Annotated in this window: 14 protein-coding genes; 9 read left to right on the forward strand and 5 right to left on the reverse strand. The window is 64.6% G+C overall.

The features are described 5' to 3' along the window. The first annotated feature begins 49 nt into the window (after positions 1–49). The 7 genes from NO363_RS01295 (at position 50) to NO363_RS01325 (ending at position 8,778) form a co-directional block, all read left to right on the forward strand. Positions 50–2,023 (forward strand): ABC transporter substrate-binding protein, encoded by a 1,974-nt coding sequence (locus tag NO363_RS01295; protein WP_256686274.1) that lies wholly within the window; start codon positions 50–52, stop codon positions 2,021–2,023. Between the two features lie 64 nt (positions 2,024–2,087). Beyond that, positions 2,088–3,080 carry an ABC transporter permease gene (locus tag NO363_RS01300; protein WP_256686276.1) on the forward strand — a complete coding sequence of 331 codons (993 nt, stop codon included), beginning with the start codon at positions 2,088–2,090 and terminating at the stop codon, positions 3,078–3,080. Then, positions 3,080–3,991 (forward strand): ABC transporter permease, encoded by a 912-nt coding sequence (locus NO363_RS01305; protein WP_256686277.1) that lies wholly within the window; start codon positions 3,080–3,082, stop codon positions 3,989–3,991. The genes NO363_RS01300 and NO363_RS01305 overlap by 1 nt, the downstream gene beginning before the upstream one ends. Beyond that, entirely contained in the window at positions 3,988–6,075 is a 2,088-nt protein-coding gene (locus tag NO363_RS01310; protein ID WP_256686279.1) for a dipeptide ABC transporter ATP-binding protein, read from the forward strand. Before NO363_RS01305 ends, NO363_RS01310 begins: the two co-directional genes overlap by 4 nt. Positions 6,076–6,458: 383 nt before the next feature. Then, positions 6,459–6,842: an SWIM zinc finger family protein gene (locus NO363_RS01315; protein ID WP_256686281.1), complete on the forward strand. Its 384-nt coding sequence runs from the start codon at positions 6,459–6,461 to the stop codon at positions 6,840–6,842. A 231-nt stretch (positions 6,843–7,073) separates the two neighbouring features. Continuing rightward, complete coding sequence (locus tag NO363_RS01320) at positions 7,074–8,126, forward strand: RNA-guided endonuclease TnpB family protein (RefSeq protein ID WP_256686282.1); 1,053 nt, start codon at positions 7,074–7,076, stop codon at positions 8,124–8,126. Between the two features lie 301 nt (positions 8,127–8,427). Further along, positions 8,428–8,778: a hypothetical protein gene (locus NO363_RS01325; protein WP_256686284.1), complete on the forward strand. Its 351-nt coding sequence runs from the start codon at positions 8,428–8,430 to the stop codon at positions 8,776–8,778. A gap of 240 nt (positions 8,779–9,018) precedes the next feature. Here NO363_RS01325 and NO363_RS01330 read toward each other — a convergent pair whose 3' ends face one another. The 5 genes from NO363_RS01330 to NO363_RS01350 form a co-directional block, all read right to left on the reverse strand. Continuing rightward, entirely contained in the window at positions 9,019–9,735 is a 717-nt protein-coding gene (locus NO363_RS01330) for a maleate cis-trans isomerase family protein (RefSeq protein WP_256686285.1), read from the reverse strand. Further along, positions 9,732–11,375, reverse strand: a complete 1,644-nt coding sequence (locus NO363_RS01335) for a hydantoinase B/oxoprolinase family protein (RefSeq protein ID WP_256686287.1) — start codon at positions 11,373–11,375, stop codon at positions 9,732–9,734. The genes NO363_RS01330 and NO363_RS01335 overlap by 4 nt, the downstream gene beginning before the upstream one ends. Then, entirely contained in the window at positions 11,372–13,402 is a 2,031-nt protein-coding gene (locus tag NO363_RS01340; protein WP_256686288.1) for a hydantoinase/oxoprolinase family protein, read from the reverse strand. The genes NO363_RS01335 and NO363_RS01340 overlap by 4 nt, the downstream gene beginning before the upstream one ends. Positions 13,403–13,579: 177 nt before the next feature. Further along, positions 13,580–14,107: an SHOCT domain-containing protein gene (locus tag NO363_RS01345; protein ID WP_256686290.1), complete on the reverse strand. Its 528-nt coding sequence runs from the start codon at positions 14,105–14,107 to the stop codon at positions 13,580–13,582. Positions 14,108–14,212: 105 nt separating this feature from the next. Next, on the reverse strand, positions 14,213–15,367 hold the full coding sequence (locus NO363_RS01350) for a metal-dependent hydrolase family protein (RefSeq protein WP_256686292.1): 1,155 nt from the start codon (positions 15,365–15,367) through the stop codon (positions 14,213–14,215). 237 nt (positions 15,368–15,604) lie between these two features. On the opposite strand from NO363_RS01350, the gene NO363_RS01355 reads away from it, so the two are divergent. Continuing rightward, the gene (locus tag NO363_RS01355; RefSeq protein ID WP_256686294.1) at positions 15,605–16,123 is read left to right on the forward strand and encodes a DUF7342 family protein; all 519 of its coding nucleotides are present in this window, start codon (positions 15,605–15,607) and stop codon (positions 16,121–16,123) included. After that, positions 16,120–16,383 (forward strand): hypothetical protein, encoded by a 264-nt coding sequence (locus tag NO363_RS01360; RefSeq protein WP_256686295.1) that lies wholly within the window; start codon positions 16,120–16,122, stop codon positions 16,381–16,383. Before NO363_RS01355 ends, NO363_RS01360 begins: the two co-directional genes overlap by 4 nt. The last annotated feature ends 105 nt before the right edge of the window (positions 16,384–16,488 follow it).

Here is a 16,488-nt window from a genome sequence, read left to right on the forward strand (position 1 = left end):
GTATCGGGAGTAGTTTCAATGAGACACCTTCCATTCGCCAGTTCGTAGCATGGTACCGAACGACCACCACGAACCGACCGATGCCACCAGCACGCGGCGGATCAGCCGTCGACGATGGCTCGCCGCCGCGGCCGGCACCGCCGGCCTGTCGATGCTCGCGGGCTGTAGCTCGGCTCTCGGCGGGCGCGACGCCGGGAACACCCTCGACGCCGACGTTCCGAAAGGAACGCCCGCGAGCGTCGAGACGAAATACTGGCACGACTGGCCGACACTCGACGACGCGACACAGGCCGAGGGTCCCCCGCTCGACTACACCGCACGTGCGGGAGCAGCGCTCGAAACGCTGACGATGGAGTTTTCGAGCGACGACGACCCGTGGAGCAAACAGCACGCGCTGATGATGAAGAGCAGCGTCAACGCGTTGGGCGCTCCCGCTCGCATCGTCGACCGGCCGCTGAACCAACTGTACGCACAGAGCTGGGACACGCCGGGACTCGAACACGTGTTCTCGATGAGCACCCACGGCCCGGACCCGGTCCGCGGGATCGGACCGAATGCACTGTTGACGCGGCGCTCAAAGGACAGTCCGTTCAACTACGACAACTACTGGCACCCGCGGATCAACGAACTCCTCGACGAACAGGACGAAATCACCGAGGACGAGCAACGACGGGCCGAACTCGTGCGGGAGATCCAGGCGATCTTCGCCGAGGACGTCGGCGCGATCATCAGCCTCTTTCCGGACGTGATCACCGCGGCGAACACGCGTAATTTCAACGGATACGTTCCGACGCCCGGTCCCGGCCCGACCCGGGACACCTTCCAGTGGACGGAGGTCAACCTCCAACCGCGGACGGGTGATCGGAGCTACGTCAAGGGGACGACCACGTCGATGAACTCGCTCAATCAGCCGTGGTCGGCCGGCGGTGCCGAGGAGTACCGCCTCAAATACATCTACGACGGGCTGTTCGACGCCTCGCCGGACCTCGACGTGATCCCCGCGCTCGCGACCGGCGGCGGGTTCGTCGACGACACTACCGTCGAGGTCGATCTCCGTGACGGGGTGAAATGGCATGATGGCAAGCCGTTTACACCCGAGGACGTCACGTTCTCGCTCGATTTCTTCGAACAGCACAGCGCGACCAGCGTCGTCCCGTTCTACGAACCGGTCGAGAGCACCGAGATCCTCTCGCGGACGGACGGCGGACGGGTTCGATTCAATCTCACCGGCCCCGACGCGACGTTCATGACGCAGGGGGTGGTTCAGAGCACCGTCATCCCGAAACATCGCTGGAAGGACGTCAGCTCGCCCACCCAGTACAACCCCGACAACCCCGTCGGCACCGGTCCGTTCAAGTTCGTCGACTGGAGTCAGGGGACCCGGTTCCGGGTCGAACGTTGGGACAACAACTGGATGTGGAACGACGAGTTCCGGTCGAAGGCGCTCGGCGATTACTTCGAGGGCGGCCCCGGTATCGAGAGCGTGCTCTGGGTCAACGTCGCAAACAGCACGGCGATGATCGGCGCGCTCCAGAGCGGCGAGATCGACGCTGTCGGCGGCGTGCTCTCGAACACGCAGGCCGATCGGGCGAGCCAGCCCGCGGCGATCTCGAAGATGTCCGCCAAGAACTTCGCCCCACTCGATACGAAGCTGATGTTTTCGGTGCCGCTCATCCGCGACAAGGAGTTCCGTGTCGCGCTGGCGAAGGCGATCGACAAGCAGGGGTTCGTCGACACGTTCCTCAACGGCCGGGCGACGGTCCAGGGCGAGAACCCGATCTCGCCGCTGCTCGATACGTGGCACAACCCGAACGCAAAGCGTTACGGCTACGACCGCTCGGCGGCGCGAGCCATCCTGCGAAAGGCGGGCTACACGTGGAGCGACGAGGGCACCCTTCAATTCCCCGAGGGACAGGCGTGGGCGGCGTTCGTCGAGCGCATTCAGAACGGGAACACGCACAAACGGCGCACTGAACTCGGGCAACCGGATTTCTCGAACACACAAGGGACGGAGTCACAATGACGATACCGACAGCGACACGACAGGCACGGTGGACGGAGCCGAATCGCGGCCACGGTGGTCGCCGATGAGTGATTTCCAGCGGTTCCTGGTCAAACGGACCGCGATCGCGGCGGTGTTGACCCTCGTCGCCATCTCGGTGATCTTCGTGATCCTCCGACTGTTGCCGGGTTCGCCGTTCGAGACGCTGATCACGACCGGCAATCTCACGCCCGAGCAGGCACAGGAGATCATCGCGGCCTACGGGCTAAACGAGCCGATTCTCCAGCAGTACATCAAATACGTCGAGAACCTGTTGACCTTCCAGTTCGGCTACTCCATACGCCGGAGCCAGCCGGTCTGGGCGATCCTCGGGCCGCGACTGTTGAACACGCTACTGTTGCTCATCCCGGCGCTGATCACGACCGCCGTTCTGAGCAGCCTGCTCGGGATGTACGCCGGCTGGAACCGCGGCTCGATAACCGAGAAGCTCAGCATCGTCGTGACGACGTTCCTCCGGTCGACGCCGGTGTTCATCACGGCGATCTTCCTGCTGATCGTCTTCGGCTATCAGCTCGGGCTCGTCCCGACGTTCGGGATGCGGAGCCTGACGGCCTCGCCCGACGGACTGATCGAGACCTACCTCTCGGTCGATTTCCTGCATCACTACGTCCTGCCGTTCACCGTGGCAGTCCTGTTCTACAGCGGTGATTTCCTGTTGCTCGCGCGCAACGGCGTCGTCGAGAAGAAGGGATCGGCGTTCCTCAAACTCCACGAGGCGAAGGGTCTCACCGAAGTTGAGCAGCTTCTCCGTGCCGGCCGGAACTCGCTGCTGCCCATCATCACCTACTTCGCGCTCAGACTGGGGATGGTGTTCCAGGGGCTCATCCTGCTCGAAGTCGTCTTCGCGTGGCCCGGCATCGGCCGGCTGCTCGTCGTCGCCATCCGCCAACAGGACTACCCGCTGATCCAGGCGGCCGTGTTCATCATGGCGCTCGCGGTCATCGTGATGAACCTCGTCGCCGATAGCCTCTACGAGTATCTCGATCCGACCGTCTCGACGACCGGGGGTGGTACATGATGAGCACCGGCTCGGCCTCCGTTCGCGAGCGTCTCGTGGGTCGGTACGGCTGGATCGTCGATCAGCTCCGCTTTCTCGCCGGCGACCGGCTCGCCCTCGGTGGTGCGGTCGTCATCGCGCTGTTCGGCTTTCTCGGACTGTTCGGCCCGCTGCTCGCGCCACACGATCCCGTCGCGTACAGCGCCCGGACGGCAAGCGGTTCGATCGCGGTGCTCGACGCCCCGAATCTCGACTCCTGGTTCGGCACCACCGCCTTCGGCAAGGACGTGTTCAGCCAGTTCCTCGCGGGGGCGCGGCCGACGCTCATCGTCGGACTGGTCGGTGGCATCGGCACCGGCGTCATCGGCTTCCTCGTCGGGCTGACGAGCGGCTACTTCGGCGGCTACGTCGACGAGCTGCTGATGCGGCTGACGGATCTGACGTTCTCGCTGCCGTTGACGCCGATGGCGCTGCTGTTGCTGACGTTCGTCAGGCCGAACGTCTGGCTCATCGCGCTCATCATCATGCTGTTCCTCTGGAAGATGCCCGCGCGGGTCGTCCGATCGGAGGTGCTCGCGGTCAAAAATCGGACGTTCGTCAGATCGGCGCGCGCGAGCGGGGCCGGCCACCTGCGGACGATGTTCTACCACATCGCTCCGAACGTGCTCGCCACGGGCTTCCTGTATACGGCCTACGGGATCGCGTGGTCGATCTCGCTCCAGGCCAGCCTCGCGTTTCTCGGCTTCGGCGATCCGACCGCGACGAGCTGGGGGCGGATGCTTCGGCAGGTGTTCGCTTCCGGCGCGATCCGGGTCGCGTGGTGGTGGGTGCTGCCGCCCGCCATCGGTATCGCCGCCGTCACGACATCGGTGTTCCTCATCGGCCGACGGTACGAGGAACGAATCAACCCCGAAATTCAATCCAGCCAATGACACTGCTCGACATCACCGATCTCACGGTCACGTACAGCGCCGACGACGAGACCATCCACGCGGTCAACGGCATCTCGTTCAGCATCGACGAGGGCGTCAACTACGGCCTCGCCGGCGAGTCCGGTTCCGGGAAATCGACGGCCGCCGAGGCGATCCTCGGTCTGCTCGCCGACAACGGAACCGTCGAATCCGGCACGATCGAGTTCAAGGGAACGGAGCTGACGGCGCTCTCGACCGAACAACGCCGCGACGTCCTCTGGGAGGAGATCGCCTACATCCCACAGAGTGCGATGGATTCGCTCGATCCCGTGATGACGACGGGTGCACAGATCAGACAGGCGATCCAGAAACACCGCAACGTCTCGTCGGCGAAGGCACGTGATCGCGTTCGGGAACTGTTCGAACGCGTCGGGCTCGATCCGAACCGCATCGACGACTATCCTCATGAGTTCTCCGGCGGGATGCGCCAGCGCGTGACGATCGCGATGGCGCTTGCACTCGATCCGGAGCTCATTATCGCCGACGAACCGACGACCGGCCTCGACGTCATCGTCCAGGACAGGATCGTCGACACGATCCTCGACATCCAGGAGCGCATCGACAGCTCGCTGTTGTTGATCACCCACGACATCGGCGTCATCGCCGAGACCTGCGACGAACTGTCGCTGCTCTACGGCGGCAAGGTGATGGAGCAGGGGAGCGTCGAGAGCGTGCTGATCAACCCGGCGAACCCCTACACGATGGGGCTGAAGAACTCCTTTCCGTCGGTCGACGACACCGACGAGAACCCGGTGTCGATCCCCGGATCGCCGCCGAACCTCACCGAAGACCCCTCGTCGTGCGTCTTCGTCGATCGCTGCCCGTTCGCCACCGAAGAGTGCGAGGCCTCACATCCGGACGTGGTCGACCTCCCGAACCGCAACCAGCGTTCGGCCTGCCATCACGTCCAGCAGGCAGCACGGATGCGCCGCGACGCCATTGATCCGGCGACGTGGGGGATCACCGAGGACGAGGCGACGACAGCCGAGACCGACGAGACGCTACTCGAAGCGAACGGACTGGAAAAGCATTATGATCAAAGCCAGCCGCTCATGGCGCGGCTTCGGGGCGAGGAGCGAGCGCACGTCCGGGCGGTCGATGGCGTCTCGCTCGACGTCCAGCGTTCGGAGATCCTCGGCGTCGCCGGGGAGTCGGGCTGTGGGAAATCCACGCTCGGCGAGACGATCGCACTGCTCGAAGAGCCGACCGACGGCGAGATCTCCTTCGACGGGAAATCGTTCGAGGAGTATCGCGACGGGGAGATGAAGAAGTTCCGGCGGAAGATGCAGTTCGTCTTCCAGGATCCCTACGATGCGTTGAACCCGCGTCAGCGTGTCAGGGAGCTCGTCGGCGAACCGCTGACGATCCACGACTACCGGACCGACGAGCGCGAGCAGGCGATCGTCGAAACGCTCGAACGGGTCGGTCTCACGCCCGCTGCGGAGTTCCTCGATCAGTATCCACACGAGCTCTCGGGCGGCCAGCGCCAGCGCGTCGCCATCGCTCGTGCGCTCGTACTCGATCCGGACTTCCTGATCTGTGACGAACCCGCGTCGATGCTCGACGTCTCCCTGAAGGTCAACCTCCTCAACCTCCTGCGGGAGCTCGCGACCGAGGCGGGCATCGGCATCATCTACATCTCGCACGATCTCGCGAGTCTCACACAGGTCTCCGACCGGCTCGCCATCATGTATCTCGGCCGGATCGTCGAGATGGGCGGAACCGGAGCGGTCGTGTCGGCACCGAAACACCCCTACACGAACGCGTTGCTCTCGGCATCGCCCGAGAAGGATCCCTCGGTCGACCGCAACCGGGTCCTCCTCGACGGCGAACCGCCGGATCCGGTCGATCTTCCCCAGGGCTGTGCGTTCGCCCCACGCTGTCCGAAAGCCAGCGAGGAATGTCGGGAGTCCGAACCGAGCGCGGACGAAACGGCGGATGGTGGACACACGGCGGCCTGCTATTATCCCGAGGACGAGGCACAGTATTCGTCCATCGACGAGGCGTTCGAGTCGGCCACGCGCGGGGAGTCGACGGGCGACTGAGCCTCGATACCCCGTCTTCTCTACGTGCCTCCGTGACGAGCCATCGTCGATTGTACCGTCCTCCGTTCGTGGATCGGACGTTCGAACCGCAGCGGACGCCGATCGGCTGTACGGGAACGATGGCAACGAGGGTTGTCTCGATCCACAATGGAGCCAACGGGGCGAATGTGTCACTGATCACCGCCACAGCACCACTACCGAGTGATTTCGACCGTTTCAATCGTGGTGACTTCACTTCCAGTATGCTGTTAACGACGTCTTATCCCAGTGGAGTACCTTCAATGATATATGACAGTGACCGCAGACCGAGAGAACCGTCGCGACGACGAGGCGGTGATGCGAGTCGCGAACGCGGGGCTGATCACCGAATCGGATATTCAGTCATGAGCACGTCCCCGTCCTACGACGAAGCACTCGCAACGCAACCGTTCAAGCACGAGATCGACAAGCGCGATCGACGGGCGCTCTCGGAGCGCCTGACCGTCATCGAGCATGGACCCGACGTCTATCAGGTCTACAGCGAGGAGGGTGTCGAGTATCTCGTCGACATCCGGAAGCCGTCCTGTACCTGTCCCGATTTCATCTATCGGGAAGCCGACTGCAAGCACATCCGTCGCGCCCGCATCGAGGCCGGCAGTCGCGATCTCGACGCGATCGGTAAGGAGGTTCAGAGTGCACTCGACGCGCTCGACGACCACATCGCCAACCTCGCGGCCCAGCGCGCCGAGCTCGTGAGCCTCCAGCGTGATCTCGATCAGTTCCGATAGCGCTGGTTTCGCTACAGAAAAGACGGCGAGAGTGCCGCGGGGTTTGACCTCCCGGGTGAATCGCGTAAGCTGTGTCGGGTTACGTGAAAGACAGGCGCAAAGCCTCGCCGTTCACGGCGGGGATACGCGCCGTAAGCTGATTCTGTGACTATGCAACCGCCGGTTTCGTGTGTCGTGCGACCGGATATTGGTCGTAGCGTTCAAGTATCTCCATCTCTAATTACATATGTAATGGCCGTGACCGCCACCGTGACGACGAAGTTTTCGCATCCGACGCGAAAGCGCCGCCGCGAGTGGCAACAGGCCATACACGAGTATCGTGATGTGAAGCAGTTTCTCATCGACGGGTGGGAATCCAACGAGTTCGGCAAATCCATCACGACCGGAAGCATCGACTCGCCACTCTACTCCGCCATCCAGAATCAGGCCATCCGTGAGGCGAAAGCCGACCACAACCGCGACGGTGCGCTCACCTACACGGCGGCGCAACCGTTCGCCACGAACAACCAGAACTGGGAGATTGACCGCACCGATAACGGTTCGGTCGTCGTCGGATTCCCCTGCATCAACCAGTGGTGGTACACGCCTATCGAGGTACATGACCACATCCGCGAACCCGTCGAACACCTCGTGAACGGTGAAGCCGAGCGGTCGCGGCTACAAGTGTACCGCCGTGGCGACGACTGGTTCTGTTCGTTCACCGTCGAGTACGACGCCGAAGCGGACGGTGAGACGCCTATCGGCGTGGACATCGGCGAGCGTCACATCCTTGCTGTTCACGAACCGCATTCCGATGAGTCGATGCTGGTTTCAGGTAAAGAAGCACGGTACGTCCGGCGAACGTTTCGTTCCCTACGCGATTCGCTTGCGGAAGCGGGAGCACTTCGTGCTCGCAACCGCGTGGGTGACAAAGAACATCGCCGTATCCGTGACCTGAATCACACCCTCTCGAAACGACTCGTGGAGTTCGCCGCACAGTTCGACAATCCGCTGATTCGCCTCGAAGACCTCGAAGGTATCCGCGACCGGACTGGATGGTCGGGCGTCCATTCGTGGTACTTCGACCAGCTTCGCCGGTTCATCACCTACAAGGCCGAACGCGAGGGTATCCGCGTCGAAAGCGTGGACCCTGCGTACACGAGCCAGACCTGTTCTCGGTGTGGTGAACGCGGCGACCGCAACGGCGACCACTTCGTGTGTCCGTCGTGCGGGTACGAGCGTCACGCGGATTTGAACGCGGCGGCGAACATCGCCGTCAGAGAGGGGGAACCATGCACGGGCTAACAGTTCGGCTGAGTCGAACCGTGCTCCCCAGCAGGCTGAACAACCTGCCGTCGTTGACGCCCGCCGTGTGCGGGTGGGAAGGCCGCTTTGACACGGCTGCACGCGCTGGAACGCACGCCCTCGGTCACAATTGGGCGGCAACCGCTGAAGCACCTCCCGAACGGGAACTTGAGTGCCGAGGAAACGCGCAACCCCAATATCCCCTTCGGGGAATCCTCGCCCTTTAGGGCGGGGAGGATGTCAACGTGCTTGCAAACGAGCGCCCCGATGTTTTGATCGCCGAGCAACGATTTTCGGTGTAATGATCGGACTCGCACTCGGCAAGAAGGCGGTCAAGCATGGCTACAAACGCGCCGGCATCCCCGGTGCGATCGCGACCGGTGGTGCAGCGGCCGTGGGATACGTGGTCGTCAAGCGGGCGCTCAAATCGCGAACGAGCGAGGAGAACGTCGATTCGGCGATCGACACCGATCAGATCAAATCGGCCGTCGAGGAGCAGGGGATCGGCGCGGTGACCGATCGCGAGACGCTCGAATCGGCCGTCGACGAGGAGCAACTCGACACGGACGTCGATATGGAGAGCGTCCAGTCCGAGGCGGAGGACGAAGCTGATGAGATAGAGAAAGGTTCTGAAAACGATAATTCGAAATAAACCAACAATCCGGCACGGAACATCTTCTGCATGGACATCTGTGGCCGACTGACACAGTCAAGCAATCGGCGACCAAATAACTCTCACATCAAAGCCCATCTCTCAAGGAGCGAGCCGTCAGGCGAGCGGTAGGGCGGGGAGGATGACACTTGGGTGCACCGTCCTCGATCCAGACGACGTATGAGATGACGACGAGCGTTACCCTGACGACTGCTCGAAACAGACGGTGCGTGGACCGTGCTACCGTCCGCGAGCGAACAACTGGCCTGAACCGGCAGTATCGACATCGACCGTCCGGAGCGCATCCCACAGCGTCGCCGCGTTGCTGGTGACGACCGGCAGCCCGAAATCGGCTTCGAGGGTCTCGACGACCGGCAATGACGGGTAGTTCGTACACGAGACGAAGACGCCGTCGGGATCGTCGGCGTCGGCCAGAAGCGTGTCGACCTGTTGGTAGGCGTCTTTGGGCGTGAGTGCGCCGATGTCGGTGTTCGCCGTGATTTCGAGTCCGTCGACGGCGACGACCTCGCGGCCGCTTTCTTCGAGGTAGGCCACCTCCCGTTGGGTGAGATCGTCCACGTACGGTGTGGCGAGAGCGATACGCCGGCAGTCGAGCGCATCGAGAGCCCGCTCGACCGAGAGCGCGGTCGCCACGGCCGGGCAGTCCGCCGTCGTCGCGATCTCCGCTTCCAGCTCGGCGTCGAAGCCGTGTCCGTGCAGGAGACTGCCGGTCGTACAGTCGTAGGCCACGACATCGACGCCGGCGTGAGCCAGCAGCTCCGCACACTCGATCGCGCGGTCGGCCATCGCGTCGAGATCGTCCGCGGTGACGTCTTCGAGAGGCATCCGGGCGGCGTGGACGCTCGTCCCCGCCGGGCAAGCGGTCGTCAGCTCCGGTTCGGCGGTCGTGTTCGAGGAGGGAACGATGAGCCCAAGCCGGGCGCGCCAACCAGTCATGGCTCGTCGACCCCCGTCTTTTCGTCCGCACGATCGCGGGCTTCGAGTTCCGGATCACGCTCGGCGGGTTCGCCGTGACCGCCACCGCCAGGCGTGCGGACGGTAACCGTGGTGCCGGCCGCCACCTCACGGGTCGTCTTCGCCGGGACGGGCTCCCCGTCGATGCGGTTCTCGCCGGTCGCGCCGTCCTCGCCGCCGGCGATGCCACGGGGTGCGATGCGGCGTCGTTCGGTGAGTAGCGACACCGTCGCGCTGGTTTCGAGTCTGACAGAGCGCTCGATCCCCAGTCCGCCGCGATAGCGTCCCGCGCCGCCGCTGTTCGAGCGGAGCGCGTAGCGCTCGACGGTGAGCGGATAGGCCGCTTCGAGCGCCTCCACGGGCGTGTTCAGGGTGTTCGTCATGCCGACCTGGACGCCGTCCATCCCGTCCTTGTCGGGCCGGGCACCGAAACCGCCGCCGATCGTCTCGTAGTACGAGAACTCCTCGTTCCCGCCGTCGGTCCGCCCGCCGATCGTGAGGTTGTTCATCGTTCCCTGACCGCCTGCGGGCACCACCTCGGGTGCGGCGTCGGCGAGCGCGGCGAAGGTGACGTCGGTCACGCGCTGGCTCGTCTCGACGTTGCCGCCGACGACAGCCGCTGGCGGCTCGGGATTCAGTAGCGTTCCCTCGGGGACGGTGACGGTGATCGGTTCGTAACAGCCCTGGTTCGGCGGGATCTCGGGATCGGTCACACAGCGAAACACGAAGTAGACGGCGCTCTTGGCCACCGCGAGCGGCGCGTTCAGGTTGCCCGCGACCTGGTCGGCCGTGCCCGTGAAATCGACCTTCGCCTTGCCGCCGTCGAGCGTGACGTGCACCTCGACAGGGATCTCGGCGTCGGTCACGCCATCGCCTTCGAGGGCATCGCTCGCACTCCAGGTGCCGTCGGGCAGGGCGGCGAGTTCGCTCGTGATCCGCTCGCGCGAGTAGTCGATCACCGCATCGAACGCGGCGAGCAGTTGTTCGCGGCCGTGCTCGTCGAGCAGCGATCGCAGGCGCTCGCCGCCGCGCTCGTTGGCCGCGAGCTGGGCGCGCAGATCCGCCCAGCGCTCTCGGGCGTTGCGAACGTTCGCGAGGATCAGCTCGCGAACATCCGTGTCGATCTCGCCACCCTCGACGAGTCGCGTCGGCGGGAGGCGCAGCCCTTCCTGGTGGATCTCGCGCGCACCGGCCGGCATGCTCCCGGGCGTCATCCCGCCGACGTCGGCGTGGTGAGCGCGCGAGACGGCGTAGCCGACGATCTCGTCGTCGGCAGCGTCCTCCCCGAGAGTGATCGGCGAGACCATCGTGATGTCCGGGAGATGCGTTCCGCCGGCGAAGGGATCGTTGAGCACGAACACGTCGCCCGGACGTGGATCGTGGTCGAGAACCGCGGCGACCGCCTCGGGCATCGCACCGAGATGCACAGGAATGTGTTCGGCTTGGGCGACGAGCCGCCCGTCGGCGTCGAACAGCGCGGTCGAGCAGTCCCGACGTTCCTTGATGTTCGGCGAGTACGCGCTCGTGATGAGCACTTCGCCCATCTCCTCGGCGATGCCTTCGAGCTGGTTCCGGATGATTTCGAGCGTGACCGCATCGAGTGCCGGCTCGTCACTGCTCATCGACTCACCTCCCGTTCGAGGACGAGCGTGCCGTCCGTACTGATCGTCCCGCTCCATAACGGTGGCACGACGACGGTGCTCTCGCCACCTTCAAGAATCACCGGGCCGGTCAGTTCGTGGTCGGTGGCGAGGGCTTCGCGAGCGTAGACCGGCGTCTCGTAGCGTTCATCACCGAAAATCACCGTTCGGCTGTCTTTTCGTGGTTCGCCGTCGCCGACGTACGTGGGTGTCGTCGGTTCGCGCTCGATGGTGGCCGTCGTCCGGAGCGTGACGAGTTCGACCGCATCGTCCATCCGATAGCCGTAGACGGTCTCGTGGGCTTGCTGGAACCGTTCGGCGAGCCCGTCCGGATCGATCGGCTCCTCGACAGGGATCGTGAGTTCGAAACTCTGGCCGGCGTATCGACAGTCGGCCGCCCGCTTGATGCGGGCCGCGTCCGGATCCGACGAATCCGTGCTGACGCGTGCGGCGATCTCGTCGTAGGTGGTCTCGACGGCATCGGTATTGAGATCGGCGAGCGATGTCCGGTGAGTACGAACGGCGTCGTGTTTCTCGTCGGCCGCCAGGAGCCCGTAGGCCGACAGCACGCCACAGGCACGCGGGACGACGACCCGTTCGATATCGAGGGCGTCGGTCAGCGCAGTCGCGTGCATCGGTCCCGCGCCGCCGAAGGCCACGAGGCCGAACCGGCGGGGGTCGTGACCACGCTCGACGGTAATCGAGCGGATCGCGCGGGTCATCGTCGCGTTCGCCACGCGGTAGACCCCACGGGCGGCTTCGACCGGCCCGTCGAGGTCGGCTTCGTCGGCGAGAGCGGCGAGCGCGTCGTGGGCCGCCTCCTCGTCGAGTTCGAGTTCGCCGCCGAGCGCGGAGCTCCCGCCGATATAGCCGAGGACGACGTTCGCGTCCGTGACCGTCGGCGTGGTGCCGCCGCGGCCGTAGCAGGCAGGCCCTGGATTCGCCCCCGCGCTTTCGGGGCCGACGCGCAGCGCGCCGCCCGTATCGACCCACGCGACCGAACCGCCGCCAGCACCCACGGTCGTGAGATCGACCATCGGCACGCCGATCGGACGGCCATCGATCGTGGCGTCGGTCGTGCGTTCGACATCGCCGTCGCGGACGAGGCTCACGTCCGAGGAGGTCCCGCCCATATCGAAGGTGATGAGCCCCTCCAGATCGTCGGCCTGGCCGGTAGCCGTCGTTTCGGCACCGACGACGCCCGCCGCCGGTCCTGACAGGACGGTGGTGATGGCGTTCTCGCGGACGGTCGTCGGGTCGGCGATGCCGCCGTTGGACTGCATTACGCGCGGTGCGGGAACGCCCAACTCCTCGGCACGGGTTTCGAGCCGACGGATGTAGCTGTCGATCGCCGGGGTGACGTACGCGTCGGCGACTGTCGTGGCGGTGCGTTCGTACTCGCGGAACTCCGCCAGTACCTCGTGGGAGACCGAGACGTGGGCGTCACACTCCTCGCGGAGGAGTTCGGCGACACGGCGCTCGTTGTCGGGATGGGCGTACGCGTGGAGCAGACAGACCGCGATGGATTCGACATCCTCGTCGAGTTCGGCAGCGAGTGCCCGCACCTCGTCCTCGTCGATCGGCGTCTCGATGCCGTCGACGGTCGCGCGTTCGGTGAGTTCGTACCGTCGCCGACGGGGGACCAGTGGCGTCGGCTTCTCGGCGTCGAGGTCGTACAGCGCGGGCCGGTCCTGGCGGCCGATCTCGAGGACGTCCCTGAATCCGGCGGTCGTGACCAGCGCCGTCGTCGCGCCAGCCTCTTCGAGGAGGGCGTTGACCGAGACGGTCATCCCGTGGGCGAACGAGTCGATCTCTTCGGGGGCGACGGCGGCCTCGGCGCAGGCTTTCTCGATGCCCTCGATCACGCCCTCACTCTGGTCCGCGGTGCTCGGCACCTTCGCGGTCGTGAGGTCGTCGCCACCGAGGAGGACGACATCAGTGAACGTCCCGCCGACGTCGACACTGAGGCGAATGTCGTGAGCCTCGATGTCTGGATTCGCATCGCTCATCGATGGTCTCCAGCGTAGGGGAGTGGTTCCCGGCATCGACTACGACACTTGCGCGGTGAACGTTTGCGTGTCTTCTCGCTCATTATGGATTCCAAGAGCCACGCGAATCACACTCTTTCGCCGATGTGCGGACTCGATCGATCGGATCGATGGAGACCCATCGGAGTCCGTCGCCGTTCAACGACCGGAACCGTTCGAGGATTCGTCCAGAACGGCTCTCCGCTCGCGCTCAGCACGGACGTCGTCGACCGATTCGTTAGCAACGAGGCGGTCGAGCTTTCGCTCGAACGCTGCCTCGTCGAGTTCGCCGGCGACGTACCGTCGCTTCAGGTCCGCGAGCGCGTCCTCGGTCGTCGGTTCGGGCGGCGAGACGAACTCGGAGATCCCCAATCCATCGATGGCGGGATAGCGTTGCTCGATCCGTTCGGCCGCGGTGCCGAACCGCTCGCTTCTCGGGATCGACAGCCGGCGCAGCGCGCTCCACGTCGCGACGGTCCCGGAGACGACGACGAGCACCAGCAGCAATGCCACGATCGGGAGATAGGGGACGGCGAGCTCCGTGAGCACGCTGGCGAGCGCTGTACCCGCCGCGAGTCCCGAGTAGGCGACCAACCCCGCGTAGCCGAGCACGACGGCCAACAGGACGCTAGAGACCAGCAACACGATCGACGAGATCGCGAGCGAGTGTCTGCGCAACCAGCCCATGCGAGCCGCTATGGCTGCCGATCACTTATCTTTATCAGCGGGAATTCCGACCTGAAATCGGAAAGCGACGGCAGGCGTGAATCGCGTAACTGTGTCGGTGGCCGCTCACCGAACGACAGTGCCATCCGCGACGACCGCCTGCGGGTCGCAGTATGCGCTTTCGTCCTCGCGAGGATCGCTGTCGAGCACGACACAGTCGGCACGGGAGCCCGGTTCGAGCGTTCCGACGTCTTCGAGCCTGAGGAGGTCGGCGGCGTTCACCGTCGCCGCCGCGAAGGCCCGTTCGGGATCCAGTCCGTACTCGACCATCAGTTCGAGCTCGTGGGCGGCGTCGGCGTGATCGTTGAACGGCGTGCCGGCGTCGGTGCCCATCGCGATCGGGACGTCGTGGTCGAGCGCGTGCGTCCATGCGTCCTCGAAAGCGTCGGTCGCTTCCCGAGCCTTCGTGACCGCCCAGTCGGGGATTCCGGCGTCGGTGCCGTGATCGACGATCCCGTGGAGGGCCGAGGCCGTCGGCACCCAGTACGTTCCCGCGTCGGCCATCGCCGCCGCCGTCGCGTCGTCCATGAAGGTGCCGTGTTCGATGCTGTCGATGCCGGCGGCCGTCGCGTTGGCGATGCTCTCGGTGCTGTGACAGTGCGCCGCGGTCGGGCGGTCCTTCGCGTTCGCCGTGGCGACGAGCGTTTCGAGTTCGTCGGGCGACATCTCATGACCGCCGATGTCGGCACCCTCGGTGAGCACGCCACCGCTCGCCATCGTCTTGATCACCTCGGCCCCGTTCTTCAACTGCTCCCTGACTGCTTTTCGCACCTCGGCCGGCCCGTCGGCTTCCCGTCCGAACCAGTGGCCGTGACCGCCGGTGATGACGACTGGCGAACCGCAGGGGATCACGCGCGGGCCGTCGATGATCCCCTCGGCGATCGCATCGCGCGTGTCCGGCCCGAGAGTCCCCGGCGAGCCGAGATCGCGAACCGTCGTCACGCCCGCACGGACCGTCCGTTCGAGGTTCGCGGCGGCATGGTAGGCGAGCGTCGATGGTGATTGCCCAGTCAGCGACGCGGTATCGGCTCGGCCATCCATCGAGACGTGGACGTGCGAGTCGATCAGCCCCGGGGCGATCACGCCGCCACCGCCGTCGATGACGTCGTCGGGGTCGTCCGGAGCTTTCCCGATGTGTTCGATCCGGCCGTTCTCGATCGTCAGTGGCCCCTCTCGGGCACCGGTCGCGTCGACGACGGTCGCGTTCTCGATGACGAGCACGGCGACGCTCGTAGCCAAGGCGGCAAAAAGGAGTGGGTCGCATACCAGGCGATCCGGACGGTCGGAAGTGGCGAACTACATGGCACACGAATCGGAAAGGACAACGCGCCGAACGGAGGTAATCCAAATATCGCTGTCGGACCGCTCTCGAACCGGAGTCCAGACGGATCGAGACGGGAGTTCGGAATAAACCGAATCGTCTCAACTTATTTCTGCATGGGATGACTAGACGAAGTCATGAGCGACGAGCCGAATCGAAACTGGACCGAGAGTCTGTCGGCGGCCGAGCGTGTCGAGGCGGTTGCGCTCACGGTCGGTCAGCCCCGAACGGCCAACTGGATCGCCGGAGAGGCAGAGGTCGCCCACGAGACGGCAACGAAGTATCTCGAACGGCTCGTCGACGACGGAAAACTACGCACGGACTCGCGAGGTCGGCAAACGACCTACGAGCCCGATCCGGTCGGTCAGTATCTCGTCGAGATGCGTGAGCTCTACGACTCACACTCACCCGACGAACTTGCCGCCAGTCTCGAAGACATGAACGAGCAAATCGCCGGCTGGAAGGACAAATACGACGTCAAAACACCGAATCAGCTGCGAGCGAGTCTCGCGAGTGGAGACGACAGTAGGGACGGCGGCGAGCGTCGTCGTACCGCTCGTGAATGGGAACATCTCGCGGCGCGTCGTCGGCTCGTCGAGGACGCCCTTCGCCTTCACGATCGGTTTCCCAGCGATCCGCGTTCGGCATCTGTATGAACGGGCCGGGAGCGGAAAATCCGGCGCTCTACCAAACGCTCAAAGACATCCTGAAACGGCAAGCGGAGATAACTGCCGTCCGGTTCGAACCGGACGCGATCCAAAAACGATATCTCGTCGCTACAATCGATCCACACCGTGTCGTTCCGCCGAGCGGTCCCGCATCGCCGACGATCGAAGTCCACTGGAAGCTCGTCCCACCACACGACGAGTTCAGGATCGACTACTCCGATCCGAACACGGAGTTTCATTGTGGCTGACACCAAGACGAAGGCCACAGCAATCTCGGCACAGCACATTTTCAGTATCGAACGGCCGCGATGGACCACATCGGGAAGCCGTCGCGTTCGACGCGGAATCGCCTC

The sequence above is a fragment of the Halococcus qingdaonensis genome (genome assembly GCF_024508235.1).
In the GTDB taxonomy this organism is placed as follows: Archaea; Halobacteriota; Halobacteria; order Halobacteriales; family Halococcaceae; genus Halococcus; species Halococcus qingdaonensis.